We start from the raw sequence: 22,870 nt of genomic DNA on the forward strand, positions 1-22,870 counted from the left end.
TCCCGTGTCGCGTTCCGACGACGAGCTTCGCCCCGGTGACGCGACCGAGCCCGGCGCTGCAGGCGCGCTCGGCCGCCGGTTCCTCATCGGGACCGTGCTCCTCGGCGCCGGCAACACGGCCGTCTCGGTCGTCAACCTCGTCGTCGGCGTCCTGCTCGCTCGCTGGCTCGGGCCGGAGGAGTTCGGCCTCTTCGCCTTCGTTCTCGCGATCACGGAGGTGCTGAGCCTGTTCGGGGGGTTCTCGTTCGGCGTGGCCCTCATCCAGGCGCGAGAGGAGTCGCAGCGGCTCTACGACACGGCCTTCGCCGTCTACGCCGCGCTCGGCGCGGCAATGATCGCGACCGGCGCGGCGATCGCGGCCGTGCTGTTCGCGGTGCGCGGCCGCGAGGAGGCGGTCTTCCTCGTCGTGCTCGTCGGTGCGCGCTGGTTCCGGCTCACCGCGCAGGTGCCGCGCGCGAAGCTCGAGCGCACGCTGCGCTACGACCTGGTCACCCGCACGTCGGTGCTCGCGACCGGGCTCCCGAACGTCGTGGCCCTCGGTGTCGCGTGGATGGGCGTCGGCGCCTGGGCGCTCGTGATCCGCGACGTGCTGGTGAGCGTGCTCACCTACTTGCTGGAGAGCCTCGCGTCCGGCTACCGCTTCCGTCGCGACGTCGGTCGCGATGCGTACGCGCAGCTGATGGGGTTCGCGAAGCCCGTCTTCCTCGCGCGCGTGATCGACCTGCTCGTCGAGCGCGTCGACCGCGTCGCGGTGGGCGCGTTCCTCGGCAATGCTTCGGCCGGGCTGCTCGACCGCGCGCGCTTCCTCGCCGACGTGGGGCTCTACGTCATGCGCCCCGTCGAGCGCGCGAGCCTGAACCTGCTGTCGCGCGTGCAGGACGATGCGCGACGCTCGGCGCGTTCCTACGAGCTCGTGACCTACTTCCTCGTCCGCCTCATGTTCGCCGGCTCGATCGTGCTCGTGCTCGCGCCGGTCGAGACGCTGCGGCTCGTGCTCGGCGACGAATGGACGGGGGCCGCACCCGCGCTGCGCTGGCTCGGCCTCCACGGTGCCGTCTTCCCGGTCTTCACGATGACGAAGGTGCTCGTCCTCGCGCGCAACGAGGGAGCGCGCCTCGCGCGCATCTCGGCCGTGCAGGCGGCGATCCTGATTCCGGGCACGATCGCGGCCGCCTGGCTCGACCAGCTCGCCGCCGTCGCGGCCGTCGTCGCGTGCACGACCTGCGTCGGCACGGCGTTCATGTTGCGCTGGACGCGGGATCTCGCGGCGATGTCGTACCGCGCGGTGTTCGCGGTGCCGCTCGCAGCGGCGCTCGTCACCGCGGCGGCGGCGCTGGGGAGCGACGCGCTCGGCGGCGCGGACTGGATCGCGTGGTACGCCCGGCCGTTCGCGATCGGCGCGACGTTCGTCGTCGTGCTGCTCGCGGCCGAAGGGCGCCGGCTCGCCTCCGAGCTCGGCTACCTCCGCGCGCAGCTCGCGCAGGGGAGGGCGGCGTGATCGCGCGGCGCTGGCTGCTCGCGCTGACGGGCCTCGAGATCCCGGGCGGGATCGCATCGGTCGGGCGCACGATCGCGCGCGTCCTCGACGAGGAGATCGCGGCCGGGCGCGTCGAGCGCGCGGATCGCGTGCTGCTCTACGACGACGAACGGTCGCCCGCGCCACCCGCGCGCGGCGTGCAGTGGCGTGCGCGCGCACGCCAGCCCCTGTTCGCGGCAGAGCTCTGGCTCGCGCGCGTCGCGCTCCGCCCGGATCTCCTGCTCTTCGATCTCGTCGGGCTCGCGCGGAGCCTCGCGCTGCCCGGCCCTACGCCGTCCTACGCCGTCCTGTGTCATGGCATCGAGCTCGAACGCATCGAGCCCGGCAGCGCGCACGAGCGCGCGCTCCTCGGTGCGGCGCGCCTCGTCGCGAACTCGCAGACGACGGCGCGCTTCGTGCGCGAGCGCTTCCCGGCGGCGGCCGCGCGCGTGCGCGCCGCGCCGCTGTGCATCGAGCCGCGGCTCACCGACCGGTGGAGCGAGCAGAGGGCGGCGGCCGCGCGCGAGGGTGCGACCGGCGCCGCGGAGCGCGCGCATGACGCACCCGTCGTCCTGATCATCGGGCGCGTCTGGTCCGAGGAGCGCGGCAAGGGCCACGACGAGCTGATCGAGGCGTGGCCGCGCGTGCGCGCCGCGATCCGCGACGCCGAGCTCTGGGTCGTCGGCGACGGCGACGATCGACCGCGCCTCGAAGAGAAGGTGCGCGCGGCTGGGCTCGGCGACGCCGTGCGCTTCTTCGGCCGCGTCTCGGACGACGAGCTGGCGCGCTGCTACGAGCGCGCGTCGCTCTTCGCGATGCCGAGCCGGCAGGAGGGCTTCGGGCTCGTGTACGCGGAGGCGATGTGGCACGGGCTCCCGTGCCTCGCGAGCACGCGCGACGCGGGCGCCGAGGTGGTGCGCGACGGCGAGACGGGCGTGCTCGTGCCGTACGGCGACGTCGCGGCGATCGGCGCCGCGATCGCCGGACTGCTCGGCGATGCGGAGCGCCTCGCCCGGATGGGGCGCGCGGCCTTCGCCGAGGCGCGCGAGCGCTTCGGCTACGCGCGCTTCCGGCGCGACCTGCTCGCCGCCCTCGACCTGGGCGACGAACGTTAGGCGGCTGCCGGGGGCTTGAAGGCGACCGCGAGCAGGTTGCGCGTGAACACGTGGCCCGAGGCCTCGCCCGTCTCGGCGGCGGCGCAGACGCGGAGGGCGGTGCGGATCGCGCTCCAGAGGACCGCGCGCGCGCGGCTGCGCAGGCCGTGCGGGACGGGCGCGTCCTCGAACACGTCGACGCGCGCGAAGCCCGAGGCGAGCAGCAGCTGGCGCAGCGACTGGCGCGTGAATGCGAGCTCGTGCGTGAGGTCGCCGTACCGGACCTGGCCGAAGAAGGGCGATTCGCCGTTCGGGACGTGCACGATCCAGCGCCCGCCCGGCGCGAGCGCGCGGTGCACGGCGTCGACGAGCGGGATCAGCTCGTCGCGCGAGAAGTGCTCGAGCACGTCGAAGGCGACGACCGCGTCGAGCGCGCCGGCGGGCTGCGCCGCGAGCGCGGCGAGGACATCGCCGTGTGCGATGTCGTCGATCCCGAGCGCCCGCGCAGCAGCGACCTGCTCTGCCGACACGTCGACGCCCGCGACGTTCGCATAGCCGCGCTCGCGCGCGACGTGGACGAGCGCGCCGTAGCCGCAACCGACCTCGAGCACGCGCGCGTCGCGGTCGCTCGGGAAGTGCGCGTCGACGAGCTTGCGCAGGTAGGGGAGGCGTGGAGCGAGCCCGGCGAGGGTGGCCGGCGGGTGGGCCTGTCCGGCGGAGACGTAGCTCGCGTACAGACGCTCGCGCAGCGCGTCGCTCATCGAGAACTCCAGTCCCGCTCGTCGGCCGACGCGGTCGCGCGGCGGGGCGAGGCGTAGCACGCCTCACCTCTCGTTCCTACAATGCGGCGCTCCCGCTCCAACGCGCGAGGATGTCCGCCTGTCGTCCGATGCCTCGACACGCCCGCCTGCGCACCTCGCTCCGCTGCGCTGGATCGGCGCCGTCCTTCACGCCTGCCGCGACTTCCCGGGTCGCGACACGCTCCAGGTCCTCGTTCGCGATCGCATTCTCGCCATCGACGCCGAGATCGAGGGCGAGTGGGGGGGCGGACTTCGGTTCGCGGGCAACCCCCACGTCGACTCGAGCGTGCTCGAGCCGCTGCGGCTCCGGTTCGGCGCGCCGTCCCTCGCGCCGGTCTTCGACGCTGCACTGCGACCGGGGGACACGTTCGTCGACATCGGAGCCAACATCGGGGTCTACGCGATGTGGGCGGCGCGACTCGTGGGCGATCGCGGCCGTGTGTTCGCGTTCGAGCCGGTCCCGGGCACGCGTGCGCAGCTCGAGCGCAACGTCGTCGAGAACGGGTTCTCGCAGGTCGAAGTCGTGCCCAAGGGCGTGGGCGCGGAGCCGAGCACGTTGACCCTGCACGTCGTTCCCGGCTCCTCCGGGCTCAGCTCGCGCTATGCGCGCGACGACGCGGCATCCGTCGCAGTCGAAGTCGAGGTCGCGACGCTCGACGCGTTCTTCGCCGGCCGTGCAGCGCCGCGCGCGATGAAGATCGACGTCGAAGGAATGGAGCTCGACGTGCTGCGGGGCGCGGCCGGACTGCTCGCCTCCCCGACGCCGCCGGCGATCGTGTTCGAGGCGCACGCGCCGCACTTCGACCGCGCCGGAACGACCTATGCGTCGATCCTCGCGTATCTCCGCGACGCGGGTGGCTATCGCGTCTTCGCGCTCGGGCCGCGCGGCGTGTGCGCCGAGAGCGTGGACGCGGTACGGCCCGGCTCGGGCGACGTCCTCGCGGTGCGTACGGGCTGGGGGCCGCACGACGAGCTCCTGGCGCGCCTGTCGCGCGTGCGCTTCCAGCTCTGAACGACCCGCCGGAGCGACGCGCCCGCTACGAGCCGCATCCGGCGGTGCGTCAACGCGGGTCGGCCGTTCGCACCGCCTCGATCCGCGGCATCGGGTGGCCGCTCGCGCCGCCGAGCACGGTGTCGACCAGCAACGCGAGCCGGTGGCGGAACGTGTGCTCGCGCAGCGCGCGCGCGCGGCCGCGCTCGGCGATGGCGCGCCGCTCCTCCTCGCGCGGGAGGTAGTGGTCGAGCTTCGCGCGGAGATCCGCCATGTCGCGGAACGAGACGACCTCCTCGCCGTCGACGAAGAGGTCCGCGAGCGCCGGGCGCCAGTCGAGCAGCTGGAAGCCGCCGCAGCCCGCGATCTCGAAGGCGCGCGCGTTGAGACCCCAGATCTCCGCCGGGTTCAGGTTGTTGATGCACACCTTCGCGGCGCGGAAGGCGCGCGCCTTGTCCGCATTGGCGACGTAGCGGTTCTGCACCATCGGCGCGATCGCCTCGGTACGCATCCACAGCGGCGCCGGATGACCCCACAGCTTGACGTCGTAGTCGGCGAGTCGCGCAAAGAACTCCGCGCGATAGGTGTAGAGGTTGCCCGCGGTGCAGATGTCGCACCCGAAGGTCGCGCGTTCAGCGTCCGTGAGGGGAGGAGCGTCGTGTGCCTTCGGGTTGAACGCCTCGGGCAGGTAGTACACCGGCTTGTCGAGGGCTCGGCGCAACACGTCGACCGCATACGGATCCTTGAAGAAGAGCGCGTCGTAGGGGCCGTTCAGGAACCACGCGCGCCCGAAGCGCGAGATCGCGTCGGGGAACCAGAGCGCGATGGGCGCACCGGTCGCCTCGCGTACCCGCTCGATCTCTCGGGGATCGAGGTAGTCGTGGCAGACGATCGTCAGGCCGATCGGTTCGCTCCGCGCGACTTGCTCGAGCCGCCGTGTGAAGCGCGCGCGAGCGGCGGGGAGTCCGCTCGTGAGGTCGGCGAAGCGAGCGCGGACGGACTCGAAGCGCCGCCGGAGTGGCGTCGCATCGACGCGGAACGGAAAGCCGGTCTCGAAGCGGACGACGCGCGACCCCATCTCGGAGAGCGCATCCGCGATGTGAGCCGCGACCCCGTCACTCAGGAACTTGCCGACGACGAGTGCGGCTCCGCTCGGCAGCGGAGCGCCGGGCTCCGTCGGCGTGCGCGACGAGGGCGGAGTTCCGAGCGGCATGCGGGCGAGCCTAGCGAGCCCGGGCCTGCGCGCGCAGGTAGGCGAGCTCGCGGAGCGGGCGGCGACCCTCGATCGCGAGCACGAGCGCGGCGAACGCGACCGGCGGCAGCAGCGGAAGCGCGAGCGGCGGCAGGGCGTCGAGCGCGCCGGCGGCGCTCGCGGTGCGCAGGCCGGGCGCGACCACCGCGAGCACGGCGAAGGGCGTGACGAGGTCGGCGCGCGGAGGCGGCGCGACGCGTCGGCTGGCGCGCTGCCACGCGAGCGCGAGCGATGCGCACGTCGTCGCCAGCAGGGCGGCCGCCATGGCCGCGACGCTCCCGACCCACGCCGCCGCGCCGACGCTCGCGACGAAGACCGCGAGCTGCACGTAGCGCACGCGCACCATCTCGCGCACCGCGCCCGTGCCGTACAGCAGGTTCTTCGCGTTGTGGAAGACGGGGAAGAGCCCGGCGTAGAGCGCGAGCCAGCGCAGCACGTCGCCCACGTCGTCCCAGCCGTCGCCGTAGAGCAGGCGCGCGATCACGTCCGGGAACACGAGCAGCGCGGCCGCGCCCGCGAGCATCGTGCGCAGCAGGAAGTAGTTGGTGAGGCTCCAGGCGCGCGCGAGCCGCGCCGGGTCGCGTTGCACGCGCGCATAGAGGTTGAGGCTCAACCGCTCGACGGGCCGGGTCGCGACGAAGCCCGCCTCCGCGACGAAGCGCCCGGCGTGGTAGTAGCCGGCCGGCTGGTTGCCGAAGGCGAGCGCGACCGCGGCGCGGTCGAGCTGCTCGAGCGCGATCTCGATCGCGCGCGACCAGAACATGGGCCGCGCGAAGTCCATCAGCCGAGCCCTCGCCTCGGTGCTCCACGCGCCGCGAAAGCGGTAGGACGAGACGGAGAAGCTCGCGGCGGCGAGCAGGAGCGTCACGAGCACGTCGCGCCCCACGAGGCTCCAGGCGCCGAGCCCGCGCCAGGCGAGCACCACCGCGACGACGTTCGGCGCCGTCCCGACGACCGTGTTGATGCCGGACACCGCGCCGTAGCGCAGCGAGCGCTCGAGCTCCGCCTGCGGGACCTGCGCGAGCAGCCGGAAGACGCGTGCGAACGCGAGGGCCACGAGCATCCAGCCCGCGTCGGCCGACCGCTGCGCGCCGAGTACGGGCGCGGCGAGGGCGGCGAGCGCGAGACCGGCCGCACCCTGCAGCGCGCACAGCACGAGGGCCGTGTCGTACTCGCGCTGGCCGACCTCCTCGTCGGACTGGATCAGCGCGAACGAGATCGAGAACGCGCCGACCACGTTCAGCACCTGGTCGATCGCGAAGCAGAGCGCGTAGAGCCCGTACTCCGCGGGCCCGAGGAAGCGCGCGATCGGGATCTGCATCGCGAAGTTGGCGGCGTTGACGACGAGCTGGCTGCCGCCGAGGTAGACCGAGCCGCGGACGAAGCTGCCGCCGAGGCTCACGCGCCGTTCGCCTCGCCGCCGGCCCGGGCGACGAAGAGCTCGCCCGCGCCCTCGATCGCGTGCGCCCCGGCGCAGGCCGGGATCCATGCGGCGGCGCCGCGCGGGAGGGGGAGGGCGCGCCCTGCGCGCGCGTCGCGCACGCTCGCGCCGCCGCTCGCGCAGAGCACGATCTCTGCGGTGCCCGGCCCGTCCTCGCGCGCGAGCGGCCCCGACGCGAGGTCGTGCACCTCGAGCGCGAAGGCGTTCGTCGCGGCCGCATAGCGTCGCGAGCCGGGCCGCGACGTCGGCGCCGGGTGGAGCACTTCGGGCGGCCGCGTCTCGAAGTGCAGGTTCGCGAGCAGCTCGGCCGGGTCGACGTGCTTCGAGGTGAGCCCGCCGCGCAGCACGTTGTCGGAGCTCGACATGAGCTCGACGGCGACGCCGCGCAGGTAGGCGTGGATCTCGCCCGCGTCGAGGAAGAGCGCCTCGCCCGGCGCGAGCGCGACGTGGTGCATCCAGAGCGGGGCCAGCACGCCGACGTCGCCGGGGTAGTCGGCGGCGAGGCGCCGCACGAGCTCGGCGCCGGGCGACGCGTCGCGCGCTCCGCTGCGCGCCGCCTCCGCGGCGATCGCGCGCTTGTCGTCGTCGGCGAGCTCGAGGAGCGCGCGGAATCCCGTCGCGACGCCGCCGCGCTCGAGCGCGTCGAGCACGCCGCGCAGCGCGGGCGCGCGCAGCGGCGCGAGCGACTCGTGCACGCGCTCGGCGCGCCGGAAGCCGCAGAGCGCTTCGAATCGCGAGAGCGCGCACACGAGCTCGGGCTTGGCGTGCGGGTCGCGGTAGCGGCGGCGCGGGTCGTCGAGCGCGATGCCTTCGCGGTTCTCGCGCTCGAAGCCGCGCGCGGCGCGCTCGGCGTTGGGATGGGTCTGGATCGAGAGTGCGCGCTCGACGGCGAGCACCTTGAGCAGGAACGGGAGCTCGCCCCGGAAGGCGCGCGCCGTCTCGGCGCCGAGCGCGGCGGCCGGGTCGCGCGCGATCCACGCGTCGAGGGGCGTCGTCTCGACGCCCTCGTCGTCGAGCCACAGCGCGGACGGCGCGCTCGGATGCGCACCGAACCACAGCTCGGCCTCGGGCTCGGGCGTGGGCGACGGGCGGTGGCAGAGCTCGGCGAGTGCTCGGTGCGAGCCCCACGCGTAGCTGCGCACGCGCCCGTGCAGTCGCCGAATGCGGTCCAACGCCCGACCTCTCCGCCCGCCCGGCGCGCGGGCCCGGGCCGGTGCGCGCCGGATCGGACGCCGGCGCCCGTGTGCGCGCGCGTGCCGGTGGGTAGCGATTCCACAGCGACTTCACTACTTCCCGGCGCGCATGTGCGGCATCGCCGGCATCGTCCACCACCGCCGCTCGACCCGCGTCGACGAGGGCGAGCTCGTCGCGCTGCGCGACGCCCAGACGCATCGCGGCCCGGACGACGCCGGCGCCTGGCTCGACCCGAGCGGGCGCATCGGGCTCGGGCACCGGCGCCTCTCGATCATCGATCTGTCCCCCGCCGGCCACCAGCCGATGGCGACGGCCGACGGCCGCTTCCACGTCGTCTTCAACGGCGAGATCTACAACTTCCGCGCGCTGCGCAGCGAGCTCGAGCAGGACGGTGCAGTCTTCCGCACGGGCTCCGACACCGAGGTGCTGCTGCACGGCTACCGCGCGTGGGGGCTCGGCCTGCTCGACCGCCTGCGCGGCATGTTCGCGTTCGCACTGTGGGACGCCGAGACGCAGGAGCTCGTGCTCGCGCGCGACCCGCTCGGGATCAAGCCGCTCTACACGTGCATCGACGGCGACCGGCTCTGCTTCGCGTCGGAGGTGCAGGCGCTTCGCGGCGTCGTCGACGACGGCGGGCTCGACGTCGAGGCGCTCGCCCGGTACCTCGTCTGGGGATCGATCCCCGCGCCGCGCACGCTCTACCGCCGCATCCGTGCGCTGCCGGCCGGCGCCTACCTGCGCGTCGGGCGCGGCGGCGTCGACGGCCCGCACGCCTACTACGCGCTCGAGGACGCCTTCGGGCGCGCGCGCGCCATGAGCGACGTCGAGGCCGGCGTGCGCATCCGCGAGCTGCTGCGCGACAGCGTGCGCGCGCACCTCGAGGCCGACGTGCCGGTCGGGGCCTTCCTGTCCGGCGGCGTCGACTCGTCCGCGCTCGTCGGGCTGCTCGCCGAGCGCGACGCGCAGGTGCGGACCGTGACGCTGTCGTTCGACGTCGCGGCGCTCGACGAGGGGGAGCTCGCGCGCGAGGCCGCCCGCCAGTACGGCACCGACCACCGCGAGGTGCCGATCCGCGCGGACGACGTCCGCGACCGCATGCCCGATGCGATCCGTGCGCTCGACCAGCCGTCGGTCGACGGCGTGAACACGTACTTCGTGTCGGAGGCGGCCGTGCGCGCGGGCCTCAAGGTCGCCGTATCGGGCGTGGGCGGCGACGAGCTCTTCGGGGGGTACGGCACGTTCGATCGCATTCCGCGCATCCGCCGCGCGCACGACCGGCTCGACGTCGTTCCGCGCTTCGCGCTGCGCGCGGCGGCGCGCGCGGCGGAGTGGCGCGTCGGCGGGAGCGTCGCGGGCCGCGTCGCGAAGGCCCTGCGCCACGGCGGCGACGACGCGGGCGCCTACTTCGTCGAGCGCTCGATCTTCTCGGAGCAGGACGTGCGGCGGCTGCTCGCGCCCGACCTCGCGCACGCGGCGGAAGGCGCGGTCGACGAGCTGCGCGCGACCGTCGACGTCGCGCGCCTCGACGAGCGGGAGCGCGTGAGCGCGCTCGAGCTTTCGCAGTACCTGCGCTCGCAGCTGCTGCGCGACACGGACGCCGTGAGCATGCGGCACTCGCTCGAGGTGCGGACGCCGCTCGTCGACCGGACGCTGCTCGAGTCGCTGTGCACCGTGCAGCCGCAGCAGCGCCGCATGGGGCCGGCGAAGCGCTTCCTGCGCGAGGCGCCCGTACCGCCCGTTCCCGACGCGCTGTGGAACCGGCCGAAGCAGGGCTTCACGCTGCCCTTCGATCACTGGCTCCGCAGCGGCGGCATCGAGCTGCGCCTGCCGCGCCACGAGGCCCTGCGCCCCGACGCGATGCGCGCGCTCGAGCGCAGCTTCCGCGCAGGGCGCCTGCATTTCTCGCGCGTGTGGCTGCTGCACGTGCTCGCGCACTTCCTCGAATAGCGAGGCGGCTGCTAGCATGCGCGCCGCGCGCCGCGCCGCCGCGCGCGACATCCGCCGGAGCGCCGCCGTGCCCACGCGATCGCCGCAGCGAGCCCCGTCCGTGTCCGCGCCGCGCGTCCGCGCGCGGCGCCGCCGCGCGGTGGCCGCGCTCGTGCTCGTCGCCGCGCTACTGGTCGCCTCGCCCGCCGCCGCCTACATCGACCCGGGTACGGGCAGCATGCTCGTGCAGGCCCTCGTCGCGGGGGTCGCGGGCGCGGCGCTCGCGACGAAGACGTACTGGCGGCGCATCCGGGCGTTCTTCGGCGGCGCGCCGGACGACGACGCGGCCGCGCGGCGCGCGCCGGACGGGCGCGACGGAGCGGCGCGGAGCGAGCCGGACGACGCGTGACCCACGCGGCGGCGGCAACGCGCGACGGCGCCTCGTTCCGGGACCCGAGCGGCTTCGTCTTCCGGCGCGACGGCGTGCTGTACCGCCAGGTCGCCGCCCGCCATGCCGCGCACTACCGGCGCGCAGTCGATTCGGGGCTGTACGTCGATCTCGCGCGCGAAGGTCTCCTCGTCGCGCAGGAGGAGGTCGGCCTCGAACACGCGGCGGCGCCGGGCGCCGTCGCCGTGCTGCGGCCCGAGCCGTTGCCCTTCGTGTCGCACCCCTACGAGTGGGGCTTCGCCCAGCTGCGCGCGGCGGCGCTGCTCACGCTGCGCGTGCAGATCGAGGCGCTCGCGCGCGGGATGACGCTCAAGGACGCGAGCGCCTACAACGTGCAGTTCGTCGGGCACCGGGCGGTCTTCATCGACCACCTCTCGTTCGAGGTCTACGAGCCGGGGCGTCCCTGGGTCGCCTATCGCCAGTTCTGCGAGCACTTCGTCGCGCCGCTCGCGCTCGCGGCCCACGGCGACGTGCGCTGGCTCGCGCTGCTGCGGTCGTGGCTCGAGGGCGTTCCGCTCGACTTCGCGTCGCGCGCCCTGCCGTGGCGAACGCGGCTGCGGCCGGGTCTCTTCGCGCACCTGCACCTGCACGCGCGCTATCAGCGCGCGCACGCCGACGACGCGCGCGCGCCCGCCGAAGCGGGCCGGGCCGCGCGCGCGCGCGTGAGCGAGCGCGGGATGCAGGGGCTCGTCGCGAGCCTCGAGTCGACGGTGCGCGGGCTCGCGCTCGCACTCCCGACGACGGCCTGGGGCGACTACTACGCCGACACGAACTACGACGACGCGGCCTTCGCGGCGAAGCGCGCGGCGGTGGCGGGCGCGATCGACGGCGTGCAGCCGCGCCTCGTCTTCGACCTCGGCGCGAACACGGGCGTGTTCACGCGGCTCGCGAGCGAGCGCGGCGCCTACGCCGTCGCGTTCGACGTCGACGCCGCCGCGGTCGAGCGCGCGTACGAAGGCGCGGTCGAACGGCGCGACGAGCGCCTCCTGCCGCTCCGGCTCGACCTCGCGAACCCGAGCCCCGACCAGGGTTTCGCGCACGACGAGCGCGCGTCGCTCGCGTCGCGCGGGCCGGCCGACCTCGTGCTCGCGCTCGCGCTCGTCCACCACCTCGCGATCGGGGCCAACGTCCCGCTCGATCGCATCGCGGCGTACTTCGCGCGGCTCGGGCGCGCGCTCGTCGTCGAGTTCGTGCCGAAGTCCGACTCGCAGGTCGCGCGCATGCTCGCGACGCGGGAGGACGTGTTCCCCGACTACGCACGGGCGCCGTTCGAGGCCGCGTTCGCGCCCTGGTTCGCGATCGAGTCGGCGACCGCGATCGAGGGCTCGGAGCGCGTGCTCTACCGCATGACGCGGCGGGCGGGCTGACGCGCGCGATGGACGCGTCCGCGCGCATCGTCGTCGACGGCTCGACCGCCGTTCGCGGAGGCGGCTTCACCTACCTCGTGAACGTCGTGCCCCACCTCGTCGAGATCGCGCCCGAATGGCGCATTCGCGTCGTGCTGCGCCATCCGCCGCTGGTGCGCGCGATGCCGCAGGCGCCCAACCTCGAGATCGACGTGCTGCCGGCGGCAGGGTGGCTCGGCGCGTTCCGCTTCGTGTACCTCGAGGCGGCCCGTCGCGCCGCGCGGTGGGGGGCCGACCTGTACTTCTCGGCGGCCGAGTGGACGCCGCTCGCCGCGCCCTTCCCGACGATCGCGAGCTTCCGCAACCCGAACGCCTTCACGCGCCTCGACCAGGGCTGGCCGCTGCACCAGCGCATCCGGCTCGGGACGCTGCGTGCGATGGCCGCGCTCTCCGCGCGGCGGAGTGCGCGCATCCTCTTCGTCTCGCACGATTCCGCGCACTGGATCGGCGATCGGATGGGGATTCCCGAGGCAAAGCGCCGCGTCGTCCACCACGGCATCGACGTCGAGGCGTGGTCGCAGCCGAGCGGGGCGCGGCCGCTCGCACGGCCGTACTTCCTGTCGGTGAGCTCGATCTACCGCTACAAGAACTTCGTGCGGCTGATCGAGGCGTGGACACGCGCGGCGGCGGTCGAGCCCGAGCTTCCCGACCTCGTGATCGCGGGCGACGCGCACGACGCGGTGCACGCGCGCGACATGCAGCGTGCGCGCGAGGCGGCCGGCCCGCGCGCACCGCGCATCCACCTGCTGGGCGAGGTCGCGTACGCGGACGTGCGCGCGTGGTACGCGCACGCCGACGCCTTCGTCTTCCCGTCCTACCTCGAGACGTTCGGCCACCCGCTCGTCGAGGCGATGGCGAGCGGTCTGCCCGTGCTCGCCGCCGACATCCCCGTGTTCCGCGAGATCGCGGGCGATGCCGTCGCCTACGCGGACCCGTTCGAGGTCGCCGCGCTCGCGGACGGGCTGCTCGCGCTGGCGCGCGACCCCGCGCGCGCGGCCGCGCTCGGTCGCGCCGCGCGCGAGCGCGCCGCGGGCTTCACGTGGCGTCGGAGCGCGGAGGGGCTGCGCGGGCTGTTCGCCGAGGTGCTCGCCGAACGCTAGGCGCCCGTCGTCCGCGCGAGCGTGCGCTCGAGGAACGCGAGCATGCGGCGGGCGAGGGCGTCGCGGACGAACTCGCGCTCGACGAGCGCGCGCCCGTTGCGCGCGCGTCGCGAGGCCTCGGCGGGCTCGCGCTCGATGTGCTCGATCGCGGCGGCGAGCGCCGCGGCGTCCTCGGGCGGAATGGCGGTGCCCGCGTCGGCCTCGACCACGAGGCGCCGGCACTCGCCGTCGGGTGCGGCGAGCACGATCGGCCGCTCCTGCGCCCAGAACTCGAACAGCTTCGACGGGATGACGGTCTCGAAGACCGGGAGGTCGCGGAGCAGCACGAGCAGCACGTCGCTCGACGCGATCCACGCCGGCACCTCGGCGCGCGGGCGCAGCCCGAGCAGGTGCACGTTCTCGAGCCCGCGCTCGGCGACCTCGCGCTCGAGGGCCGCGCGGTCCGCGCCGTCGCCGATCAGTGCGAATGCGATGCGCGCGTCGCCACGGAGCCGCTCCGCGGCGTCGAGGATCGTGCGCAGGCCGTGCGCGAGGCCGAGCGTGCCGATGTACGCGACCACGCGCCGGCCCTCGAGACCATTCGCGCGCAGCAGCGCCTCGTCGCGCGGCTGCGGTGCGAAGAGATCCGGGTCGATGCCGTTGTAGACGAGCTCGATCCGTTCGCGCGCGATGCCGCGACCCGCGATGTGGTCGATGAACGCGCGCGTGTTGACGACGATGCCGGCGGCGCTCCGGTAGAGCGCGGTCTCGACGGCCTCGAGCACGCGCACGATCGCGGGGGAGCGCAGCTGGCCGAGCTGCACGATCGAGTCGGGCCACAGGTCGCGCACCTCGAGCACGAACGGGCGCCAGCGCAGCCACGACACGACGGCGCCCGCGAGCCCGCAGAAGAACTGCGGGCTCGTCGCGACGACGACGTCGGGCCGCTCGACGCGCAACGAGGCGAGCACGGCCGTGATCGCGAACAGCACGTAGTTCGCGGTGCGGCGCAGGAAGCCCTCGTTCGCGGTCACGTACATCCACGTGCGCACGACGTGGATGCCGTCGCGCTCCTCGCGCTGGAGCCAGCGGTTCTCGTAGCCGGGGAAGAGCTCGCCGCGCGGATGGTTGGGGACGCCGGTGATCACGGTGACGTCGTGACCGTCTGCGGCCCAGCGGCGCGCGTGCTCGTGAGTGCGGTTCGCCGGTGCGTTCACCTCCGGCGGGAAGTAGTGCGTGAGGAAGAGGATCTTCACGACGTCGCGCCTAGCGGGGGAGATACGGATCGAAGCGCGGGGTGAGGTCGCGCGCGAGATCGAGGATCGCGCGCTCCGCGGCCTCCTCGTCGCCCGCCTCGCCCTCGCGGAAGGGGGCGGTCAGCCGCACGAGGGCGCCGTCGCTGCGTCCGCGCGTCGCGCGATCCCAGAACTTGTACAGGATGACCTCGTGATTGCGCGCGAAGACGCGGCCGTTCGACTGGTACCAGAAGTACACGAGCGAGCGCGCGTCGCCCTTGGCGATGACGAAGCGCTTGGCCTCGCCCTCGAGGCCGCCCGAACGGATCGGGACGATCGCGCGGTTCATGATGCTCCAGCCGCCGCCCGGCAGGCAGTGCTCGGGCGGATGGATCGACGTCACCTTGTCGCCGCTCTCGTCGTAGCGCCGCACCTGGCTCGCGTGGTAGCCGACGTAGACGGTGACGGAGCGCGCGTCGCGGGGATCGCCCGCGTCGCGCGGCGCGAAGTCGCACAGCAGGTAGTCGGTGACGCCGAGGACGTCGTGGACCTCCTGCTCCATCTCGAGCGGCCGCGCACAGCTCCACGCGGCGAGGTCGCGCGGGAACGCCGCGAACGTCTCGCGCGGCGGCACGACCTCGCGCGTCCCGAGATAGGAGTAGACGAACGCGTTGAGCGCGATGAACGCGAAGGCGGCGGCGATCCGCGTCACGCGAGCGCCCTCCGCACGCGCGCGGGGAGACGCCTCCAGAGCTTCGAGAGCAGCGCCGCCTCGGCGAACAGGATCGCGAGCGCGATGACGTAGGTGGCGACACCCTGGAGCTCGTGCACGACGCCGGTGGCCGCCTGCTCGCCGTACGCGTGCGCGAGGACGCCGGTCAGCGCGACGCGGAACGCGTTCACCAGGATCGCGATCGGGATCGTCGATGCGACGAGGATGGCGCGTTCGCCGAGCGACTTGCGGAAGAAGTACGCGAACAGGACGCCGACCGTGACGAGCGCCGTGAGCGAGCGCAGGCCCGAGCACGCCTCCTCGACGAAGAGCGACGTCTGCGCGAGGTGGATGATGTTGCCCTCGAGGAGCACGGGGATGCCGAGCGCCTGCATCGCGGCCACCGCGGCCCGCGCCGCGACGAGCTGCAGCGGGAAGGCGACGACGTTCACGAGCGACTGCGGCAGCGGGATCATCAGGAAGAGGAACAGGAGCGGGAAGGCGAGGATCCGGAACACCTCGCGTCCCAGCAGCAGCAGCACGAGACCGATCAGCGACAGCACGAAGCCCGCGCGCATCGTCGTGAGCTCGACGCCGAGCCTTCCGACCGCGAGCGATGCGACGCCGAGCGCGAGCGGGACGAGGCCGAGCCAGCTCCCGTCGAGCGCGACGCGCCGGAGCTTCGCGCGCCGCTCCCACGCGAAGTAGAGCGCGAGCGGGGCGACGATGAACGCGTGCTGGTAGTCCTCGACCTGCGTCCAGTGGAGGACCATGTAGCGGAGGATCTGGCCGTACACGGCGACGAGTGCGGCGACGGCGGCCGCGAAGGCGACCCAGGTGCGGGAGCGCGCGCCCGCGTCGGCCGGGCGTCCGCCGCCGCGCGCCGGCGCGCTCGCGCTCATCGCGCTCCGCCGAGGTCGCGTTCGAGGACGTCGACGATGCGCTGCGCGGCGCGGCCGTCCCACTTCTCGGGGATGCGGCCCGCCTTCGTCTCGCCGGCGAAGAGTCGCGCGAGCTCGCGGCGCAGCACGGCCGAGTCGAGGCCGACGACCGTGTTCGTCCCGTGCGTCACGGTGACGGGGCGCTCGGTCGAGTCGCGCAGCGTGAGGCACGGGACGCCGAGCGCGGTCGTCTCCTCCTGCAGGCCCCCCGAGTCCGTCAGCACGACCTTCGCGTCGCAGACGAGCGCGAGGAACTCGAGGTAGCCGAGCGGCTCGAGCGCCGTGAAGCGCGGTGCGCGGCCGAGCCCGAGGCCCTCGATGGCCTTCGCGGTGCGCGGGTGCACGGGGAAGACGACGGGCAGCCGCTCGTTGAGCTCCTCGAGGATCTCGACGAGCTCGCGAAGGCGCGCCGGATCGTCGACGTTGCTCGGGCGGTGGAGCGTGACGGCACAGTAGGCGCCCGGGTCGAGGCCGAGCCGCGCGAGCACGTCGAGCCCGCGCGCGCGCTCGACGTTCGCGAGCAGGGTGTCGATCATGACGTTGCCCGCGAAGTGGATGCGCTCGCGCGGGATGCCCTCGCGCAGCAGGTTCTCCTCGCCCGCGGGCTCGGTCGTGAACAGCCACTCGCACACGACGTCCGTCATCAGCCGGTTGATCTCCTCCGGCATGCGGCGGTCGCCGCTGCGGAGTCCGGCCTCGACGTGCGCGACGGGGATGTGGAGCTTCACCGCGGCGAGCGTCGCGGCGAGCGTCGAGTTCACGTCGCCCACCACGAGCACGGCGTCCGGCCGTCGCTCGACGAGCTCGCGTTCGATGCGCGCGAGCACCTCCGCCGTCTGCGCGCCGTGCGCGCCGGACCCGACGCCCAGGTTCACGTCGGGGCGCGGGATCCCGAGGTCGCGGAAGAAGCCCTCCGACATCGCCTCGTCGTAGTGCTGGCCGGTGTGGACGAGGACGGGTTCGAAGCTCGCGCGCGCGTGCATCTCGCGCAGCAGCGGCGCGATCTTCATGAAGTTGGGCCGGGCGCCCGCGACGGCGAGGATGCGGATCTTCCGGTTCGGCATGCGCGCGCTGGTCTCCTCGATCCGGGACGGCCGCCGGACTTTCGTCGCGGGCGGGGTCCACTCCTTAGGGGTTCGGGGGGGCCGTCGTCCAGTCCCGCGCCGTCACCGTCTTCCGGCGTCCGTGCCCGTCGGGCAGCGCCTCGTCGCGGCGCCGCTGGGCCGCGAGCGGCCGCTCCCGCGACCGTCCCGTTCCGGGGCGGGAGGAATCCACATCGGATCGGATGCGCTCCCACCCGCAAGCTGGGTGTCCAGGTGCGCGTCGGCGGTGGCGGTTGCGAGAAATTTCGCTGTAAACGCGCCACCTGTGCCGCCGAAGAGGGAACCTACGTTCCCAGAGGAGACTCTTCTTCCCACAACGAGAAGAATCTTTCACACTTCGGGGCCCTTCTGCAGCTCCGGAGCGGTTCAGGCCCGGAGGAAGTCCCTAGCGCCGGTGCGCTCGAGGCCGCGGATCCGGAAGCGAATAACGAGCCGGCCGCTGCGAGCGCTGCCCGGAAAGGGACCCAGCCGGGTGAGGAAGACAGGTTCCATGGCGGAACGATTTCGCGTCCTGGTGATCGACGACGACCCGGGCATCCGGGACTACCTCGAGGCCGCGGTCTCGCGGCAGGGGTACGAGGTGTCTTCGGCCGCGACCGGCGAGGACGCGCTCGCGAAGCTCCACGAGTCGCGCCCCGACGTGATCACGCTCGACGTCGTGCTCCCCGGGATGGATGGGCTCGAGACGCTGCGCCGGCTCAAGCAGCGGCTTCCCGACGTCCCCGTCGTCATGCTCTCGGGCCACGGCCAGGCGCGCACGATCGTCGACGCGATGCGCCTCGGCGCCTCCGACTTCCTGCGCAAGCCGTTCGAGGTCGAGGAGCTCGAGATCGCGTTCCAGAAGGCGCTCGAGAACTCGAAGCTCAAGGAAGAGGTGGCCGAGCTGCGCGGTCGCGTGAGGAGCGAGGCCGAGATGCTCCTTCTCTGGGGGGACAACCCGCGGATGAAGGAGGTCCGCGAGATGATCGAGCAGGTCGCGGACACCGACATCACGGTGCTCATCCGCGGCGAGAGCGGCACGGGCAAGGAGGTCGTCGCCCGCGCGCTCTACCAGCTGTCCGGTCGTCGCTCGCGCACGTTCGTGAAGGTGAACTGCGCGGCGCTGCCGAGCGAGCTCCTCGAGAGCGAGCTCTTCGGCTTCGAGAAGGGCGCGTTCACCGGCGCCCAGAAGCGCAAGCTCGGCAAGTTCGAGTACGCGAACCAGGGCACCATCTTCCTCGACGAGATCAGCGAGATGCACCCGTCGCTGCAGGCGAAGCTGCTGCAGGTGCTCCAGGACGGCGAGTTCTCGCGGCTCGGCGGCGAGGCCGACGTCAAGGTCGACACGCGCATCATCGCGGCGACGAACCGCAATCTCGAGGAGGCGGTCAAAGAGGGAAGCTTCCGCGAAGACCTCTACTACCGCCTCAACGTGGTCACGGTGAACCTGCCTCCGCTCCGCGAACGCAAGGACGCGATCCCGCTGCTCGTCGAGCACTTCCTCGAGAAGTACAACGAGCAGTACCGCAAGTCGGTCGTCGCGCTGTCGGGCGAGGCCGTGGGACTGTTCATGCAGTACCACTGGCCCGGCAACATCCGCGAGCTCGAGAACATGGTGAAGCGCATCGTCGTGCTCGGGAGCGAGCAGGCGGTGCTGTCCGAGATCCACCTCGCGGAGCCCGAGGAGGCCGCGGCCGACGGCGGCGACATGCTCGACCTCTCCGCGCTCGGCGTCGACTTCGACGACGAGGACACGATGGACCTGAAGGCCATCTCGAAGCGCGCGGCGCAGATCGCCGAGAAGCGCGTGATCGAGAAGGTGCTCGGGCAGACGCGCTGGAACCGGAAGGAGGCCGCCGAGCGGCTCAAGATCTCCTACAAGGCGCTGCTCTACAAGATGAAGGAGAACGGCCTCTCGGAGGGCCGGTGAGGACGATGGGACGCGAGCGCATGGACATCGGAACGACTTCGCCGCTGCGCGCGGGGGCCCTGTGCGGTGCAGCGCTGCTCGCGAGCCTCACCGTGCTCGCGTGCGCGACGCCCGTCGAGCCCCCGCCCCCCGACCGCGTCGTCGGCGAGGTCGAGGAGTACGTGATCGGCATCCCCGACGTCCTCCAGATCACGGTCTGGAAGCAGGAGCAGCTCACGACCGAGGCGCTCGTGCGCAGCGACGGGAAGATCTCGATGCCGCTGCTGCAGGACGTGCAGGCCGAGGGGCTCACGCCCGACGAGCTGCGCGCCGTGATCGAGGAGCGCCTCGCCGAGTTCATCGTCGCGCCGCACGTGAACGTGCTCGTCAAGGACATGCGCAGCAACGTCGTCTCCGTCGTCGGCGGCGGCGTCGCGCGCTCGGGCCTCGTGCCCCTCCAGCGCAACACGCGCGTGCTCGACGCGATCGCGACGATGGGCGGCTTCACGCCCTTCGCGCGCAAGGGCGACATCCGCGTGCTCCGCAACCGCGACGGCCGGCAGGTCCAGTACGGCTTCGACTACGACGCCTTCATCAAGGGCCGTGCGCCCGGCTCGAACATGCTGCTCGAGCCCGGCGACACGGTCGTGGTCCCGGACTGACCGCCGTGGACTGCCGCGCGATGCGACACGGCCGGCGCCGCGCCGCCCTCGGAGGGCTCGCGATCGCGTGCCTCTTCGGTGTGCGCGCGTCCGCCGAGGAGGCGCGCTTCTCCGTCGTCGTCGACAACGAGTACAACTCGAACGTCGTGGGTCGTGCGCGCGGCGAGATCGATTCGTACCTGGTTCGCCTCGGGCCGTCGCTCGAGCTGAGCGACCCGTACGGACGGTTGACCTATGCGACACGCTATCTCGGTACGTACGCCTGGTACGCGAACGCATCCGGGCTCGACGCGTACGAGCAGCAGCTCGACGTCACCGGAGGCTACGCGCTCTCACCCCGCACGCGGATCGACGTGAAGGAGACCTTCCGCGATCTCCGCAACATCCGCTTCACGATCGACGAGAGTCGCAACGGCGCCGACACGCTCGACGGCGAGCGCGATCGGTTCCTCCGGAACACGCTCGACCTGCGGGTTCGGCACGCATTCTCCCGTCGCATCAGCGGCTCGATCGATCTCCAGAACGACTGGATCGACTTCGACGACGACCGGTTCCGCAACGACGCACTCACCATGGGGGCACGAGGAGGCCTGTCCTATCAGCTCACGCCCGCCGACTCCGTGGGTGTCTCGGGCGGATTCGCCTACCAGAGCTTCGCGTCGGTGAGAGGAGTGGCGGGCTCGCGGTCGCGCATCTGGGACGCCGCGCTCACGCTCGAGCACGTCTTCGACGAGTCGTTCCGCGTCGCCCTGTCTGGGGGACCGAGCTTCGTCGAGACCGATTCGGACACGCGCATCGCGTTCGAGAGTCCGTCGAGGAGCAGCGGCGACCCGCCGGAGTACCGCGACATCAACGCGTGCGACGTGCAGATCGGAGTGGGGCTGTTCCTCGCGAGCAGCTGCGACTCGCTTCCGGCAGGAGCCGCGCCGGCGTCGGGAACGTCGATCGTTCGCATCGCCCTCCCCGGTGCCGAGCCGACCCGCAACGACGCCACGTTCTTCGCGAGCGCGCTCCTCTCCAAGCGCTGGCAGGAGTTCGAGGTCACGCTGCGGTATTCGCGCGCCCAGTCGGTCGTGTCGGGCGAGGGCGGAACCTCGGTGCGCGATACCGTCCGCTTCAATCTCGACTATCGGATCGACGACCTCTGGAACGTCTTCGCCGGCACCGCGTGGACCCGCCGCGAACGCCTCGGGACGAGCGTCCAGGTCGCGGACGTCATCGTCACGGCATCGGCCACGGACCCCGGTTTTGCCTTTCCGGTCGCCGTCCTTACCGTGCGACGCCCCCGAAGTGCCCAGAACGAGCAGTTCACGACCGTGATCGGAACGACGAGGCGCTTCTCACGCCACCTCTCGGCCACGCTGGACTTCCGGCACCGCCTGCAGTCGCGCGAGAGCGCGGTCAACGATCAGCGGAACGTGCAGTGGTTCATCGTCGCTCTGCGACTCGACTACGACTTCGCCCCCATCCGCTTCTAGAGACGCACAGGAAGACCAGGTAGACAGGCCATGAACGTCGAATCCGGATTCCAGCTCGACCTCGCCGGAGCGCTGCGGCGCCGCGGTGTGATGATCGCTGCGACGGCAGGACTGATCTTCCTGGTCGGATTCTGGATCGCGATGGCGCTGCCCAACGAGTACCGAGCCTACGCGACGCTGCTCGTGCAGCCCCAGACGGTCGACCAGGGCCTGGTGAAGACGACGGGTGCCGAGACCGACCTCAACGACCGCCTGCACTTGATGAGCGCCCAGATCCTGTCGCGCCCGCGCCTCTCGCGCGTCATCGACGACCTGGCGCTCTACGAGGACGAGTCGCGCAGCATGACGCGCGACGAGGTCATCGACCTCATGCGCGACAAGGTCGCCGTCGTACCGGTCCTTCCCGAGCTCGAGGCGACGTTGCGGACCCGACGCGACATCGAGATCAACACGTTCCGCGTCGAGTTCGCGTCGGGCGACGCGCGCGTCGCGGCCAACGTCGCGCAGCGTCTCGCCAACGACTTCATCCAGGAGCACATCAGCGAGCGCGTGCAGGTCTCGCAGAAGAGCCTCGACTTCATCGCCGCCGAGCAGGAGCGGCTTGCGAAGCAGATCGCGGACGTCGAAGCGCGCATCGCCGAGGTCAAGGACGCGAACCCCGGGAGCCTTCCCGAGGACATGATGCAGACGCAGCGGCTGATCGAGCGCGCACACGAGGCGAAGCGGGTCGCGCAGCGGGACCTCGACACGGCGCGCAGTGACGAGGCCTTCTGGGGCAACCAGGCGAGAGCGAGCGACGGGGGCTCGGAGGACGTGAGCCCCGGGCGACGCCTGCAGCAGCTCGAGCTCGCGCTCGACGCGCTGCGCGCGCGCGGCTTCACGGAGAAGCACCCGGACGTGATCGTCACGCTGCAGGAGATCGCGGAGGTCAAGGAGAGCATCCGCCAGGACGCCGCCCGCGGCGCGCCGGCCGAGGGCGAGCCGAAGACGGCGACCCAGCGCGGCGCGCTCGCGCAGCAGCAGAGGGCCCAGACGCGAATCCAGACCGCCGAGCTCGAGATCGAGCGCCTGGATTCGACGATCGCGGACCTGCAGAAGCAGCTCGAGGCGACCCCGCGCGTGGCCGAGCAGCTCGAGGCGCTCACGCGCTCGCACCACTCCCTGAGTCAGCAGCTCGGCGACTTCAACAACCGCCGCCTCGAGGCCGAGGTGCGCGCGAACCTCGAGCGACGACAGCTCGCCGAGCAGTTCCGCGTCATCGAGCCCGCCTTCCCTCCGATGCAGCCGAGCGCGCCGAACCGCATCGTCATCCTGGTCGTCGCCCTGATGATCGGCATGAGCCTCGGCGTCGCGGCGGCCGTGGTGGCCGAGAGCGCGGACAGCTCGGTGCACGGCCCCGTCCAGCTGCAGAACGAGGTCGGCATCCCGGTGCTGGCGAGCATCCCGGCGATCCTGCTCGCACCGGACATCGCGGCGCGGCGGCGCCGGTGGCTGCGCAATCTCGGGGTCGCTGCGGCGATCACGCTGTTCATGATGCTCGGCGGCGTCGTCTCGTACTTCGTCGTCAACGGCGCGTCGGGAGGAGCGGTGGTCGAGGCCGACGACGAGGGCGCAGCAAAGGTGCGCGATCGCGCGCTCGATCTCCTGCGCGAGCCGGGTGCGCGGCGCGGCGACCGCGGCGGCGAAGCCGAGCCGGAGCTCTGA

The 22,870-nt window shown here is 72.8% G+C and carries 19 protein-coding genes; 11 read left to right on the forward strand and 8 right to left on the reverse strand.

Annotation, left to right across the window (positions count from 1 at the left end; translation table 11 throughout):
• Positions 1-4: 4 nt before the first annotated feature.
• Entirely contained in the window at positions 5-1,498 is a 1,494-nt protein-coding gene (locus R3E88_19950; GenBank protein ID MEZ4218755.1) for an oligosaccharide flippase family protein, read from the forward strand.
• The gene (locus R3E88_19955) at positions 1,495-2,631 is read left to right on the forward strand and encodes a glycosyltransferase family 4 protein (GenBank protein ID MEZ4218756.1); all 1,137 of its coding nucleotides are present in this window, start codon (positions 1,495-1,497) and stop codon (positions 2,629-2,631) included. The genes R3E88_19950 and R3E88_19955 overlap by 4 nt, the downstream gene beginning before the upstream one ends.
• On the opposite strand, the gene R3E88_19960 is transcribed toward R3E88_19955, so the two are convergent.
• The gene (locus R3E88_19960) at positions 2,628-3,371 is read right to left on the reverse strand and encodes a class I SAM-dependent methyltransferase (protein MEZ4218757.1); all 744 of its coding nucleotides are present in this window, start codon (positions 3,369-3,371) and stop codon (positions 2,628-2,630) included. The genes R3E88_19955 and R3E88_19960 overlap by 4 nt on opposite strands.
• Before the next feature lie 325 nt (positions 3,372-3,696).
• Between R3E88_19960 and R3E88_19965 the strand changes: the two genes are divergently transcribed.
• A complete protein-coding gene (locus R3E88_19965) occupies positions 3,697-4,422 on the forward strand; it encodes an FkbM family methyltransferase (GenBank protein ID MEZ4218758.1) in 726 nt (241 codons plus the stop codon).
• Between the two features lie 49 nt (positions 4,423-4,471).
• On the opposite strand, the gene R3E88_19970 is transcribed toward R3E88_19965, so the two are convergent.
• Genes R3E88_19970 through manA form a run of 3 tightly spaced genes read right to left on the reverse strand, consistent with a single transcriptional unit; the run spans position 4,472 to position 8,266 of the window.
• On the reverse strand, positions 4,472-5,614 hold the full coding sequence (locus tag R3E88_19970; GenBank protein ID MEZ4218759.1) for a glycosyltransferase: 1,143 nt from the start codon (positions 5,612-5,614) through the stop codon (positions 4,472-4,474).
• Positions 5,615-5,624: 10 nt separating this feature from the next.
• A complete protein-coding gene (locus tag R3E88_19975) occupies positions 5,625-7,055 on the reverse strand; it encodes an oligosaccharide flippase family protein (protein ID MEZ4218760.1) in 1,431 nt (476 codons plus the stop codon).
• Complete coding sequence (gene manA, locus R3E88_19980; protein MEZ4218761.1) at positions 7,052-8,266, reverse strand: mannose-6-phosphate isomerase, class I; 1,215 nt, start codon at positions 8,264-8,266, stop codon at positions 7,052-7,054. The genes R3E88_19975 and manA overlap by 4 nt, the downstream gene beginning before the upstream one ends.
• 130 nt (positions 8,267-8,396) lie before the next feature.
• On the opposite strand from manA, the gene asnB reads away from it, so the two are divergent.
• The 4 genes from asnB (at position 8,397) to R3E88_20000 (ending at position 13,168) form a co-directional block, all read left to right on the forward strand.
• Entirely contained in the window at positions 8,397-10,235 is a 1,839-nt protein-coding gene (asnB, locus tag R3E88_19985; GenBank protein ID MEZ4218762.1) for an asparagine synthase (glutamine-hydrolyzing), read from the forward strand.
• Between the two features lie 100 nt (positions 10,236-10,335).
• Positions 10,336-10,623, forward strand: a complete 288-nt coding sequence (locus R3E88_19990) for a hypothetical protein (GenBank protein MEZ4218763.1) — start codon at positions 10,336-10,338, stop codon at positions 10,621-10,623.
• The gene (locus tag R3E88_19995) at positions 10,620-12,029 is read left to right on the forward strand and encodes an SAM-dependent methyltransferase (protein MEZ4218764.1); all 1,410 of its coding nucleotides are present in this window, start codon (positions 10,620-10,622) and stop codon (positions 12,027-12,029) included. The genes R3E88_19990 and R3E88_19995 overlap by 4 nt, the downstream gene beginning before the upstream one ends.
• Positions 12,030-12,037: 8 nt before the next feature.
• Entirely contained in the window at positions 12,038-13,168 is a 1,131-nt protein-coding gene (locus R3E88_20000) for a glycosyltransferase family 1 protein (protein MEZ4218765.1), read from the forward strand.
• Here R3E88_20000 and R3E88_20005 read toward each other — a convergent pair.
• Genes R3E88_20005 through wecB form a run of 4 tightly spaced genes read right to left on the reverse strand, consistent with a single transcriptional unit; the run spans position 13,165 to position 17,099 of the window.
• Complete coding sequence (locus R3E88_20005) at positions 13,165-14,403, reverse strand: glycosyltransferase family 4 protein (GenBank protein MEZ4218766.1); 1,239 nt, start codon at positions 14,401-14,403, stop codon at positions 13,165-13,167. The two genes, R3E88_20000 and R3E88_20005, sit on opposite strands and share 4 nt — an antisense overlap.
• A gap of 10 nt (positions 14,404-14,413) precedes the next feature.
• Positions 14,414-15,094: an EpsI family protein gene (locus R3E88_20010; protein MEZ4218767.1), complete on the reverse strand. Its 681-nt coding sequence runs from the start codon at positions 15,092-15,094 to the stop codon at positions 14,414-14,416.
• Positions 15,091-15,996 (reverse strand): exosortase/archaeosortase family protein, encoded by a 906-nt coding sequence (locus R3E88_20015; GenBank protein MEZ4218768.1) that lies wholly within the window; start codon positions 15,994-15,996, stop codon positions 15,091-15,093. The genes R3E88_20010 and R3E88_20015 overlap by 4 nt, the downstream gene beginning before the upstream one ends.
• A complete protein-coding gene (wecB, locus tag R3E88_20020) occupies positions 15,993-17,099 on the reverse strand; it encodes a UDP-N-acetylglucosamine 2-epimerase (non-hydrolyzing) (GenBank protein MEZ4218769.1) in 1,107 nt (368 codons plus the stop codon). Before wecB ends, R3E88_20015 begins: the two co-directional genes overlap by 4 nt.
• 529 nt (positions 17,100-17,628) lie before the next feature.
• Here wecB and R3E88_20025 point away from each other — a divergent pair.
• From R3E88_20025 to R3E88_20040, 4 genes are read left to right on the forward strand one after another with little or no spacing between them, the layout of a single operon-like run.
• Entirely contained in the window at positions 17,629-19,047 is a 1,419-nt protein-coding gene (locus R3E88_20025) for a sigma-54 dependent transcriptional regulator (protein MEZ4218770.1), read from the forward strand.
• 5 nt (positions 19,048-19,052) lie between these two features.
• The gene (locus R3E88_20030) at positions 19,053-19,688 is read left to right on the forward strand and encodes a polysaccharide biosynthesis/export family protein (GenBank protein MEZ4218771.1); all 636 of its coding nucleotides are present in this window, start codon (positions 19,053-19,055) and stop codon (positions 19,686-19,688) included.
• 20 nt (positions 19,689-19,708) lie between these two features.
• Positions 19,709-21,166 (forward strand): hypothetical protein, encoded by a 1,458-nt coding sequence (locus tag R3E88_20035; GenBank protein ID MEZ4218772.1) that lies wholly within the window; start codon positions 19,709-19,711, stop codon positions 21,164-21,166.
• A gap of 30 nt (positions 21,167-21,196) precedes the next feature.
• Positions 21,197-22,870 carry a hypothetical protein gene (locus R3E88_20040; protein ID MEZ4218773.1) on the forward strand — a complete coding sequence of 558 codons (1,674 nt, stop codon included), beginning with the start codon at positions 21,197-21,199 and terminating at the stop codon, positions 22,868-22,870.

This window comes from Myxococcota bacterium, from assembly GCA_041389495.1.
Taxonomy (GTDB): Bacteria; Myxococcota_A; UBA9160; order UBA9160; family UBA4427; genus JAWKRT01.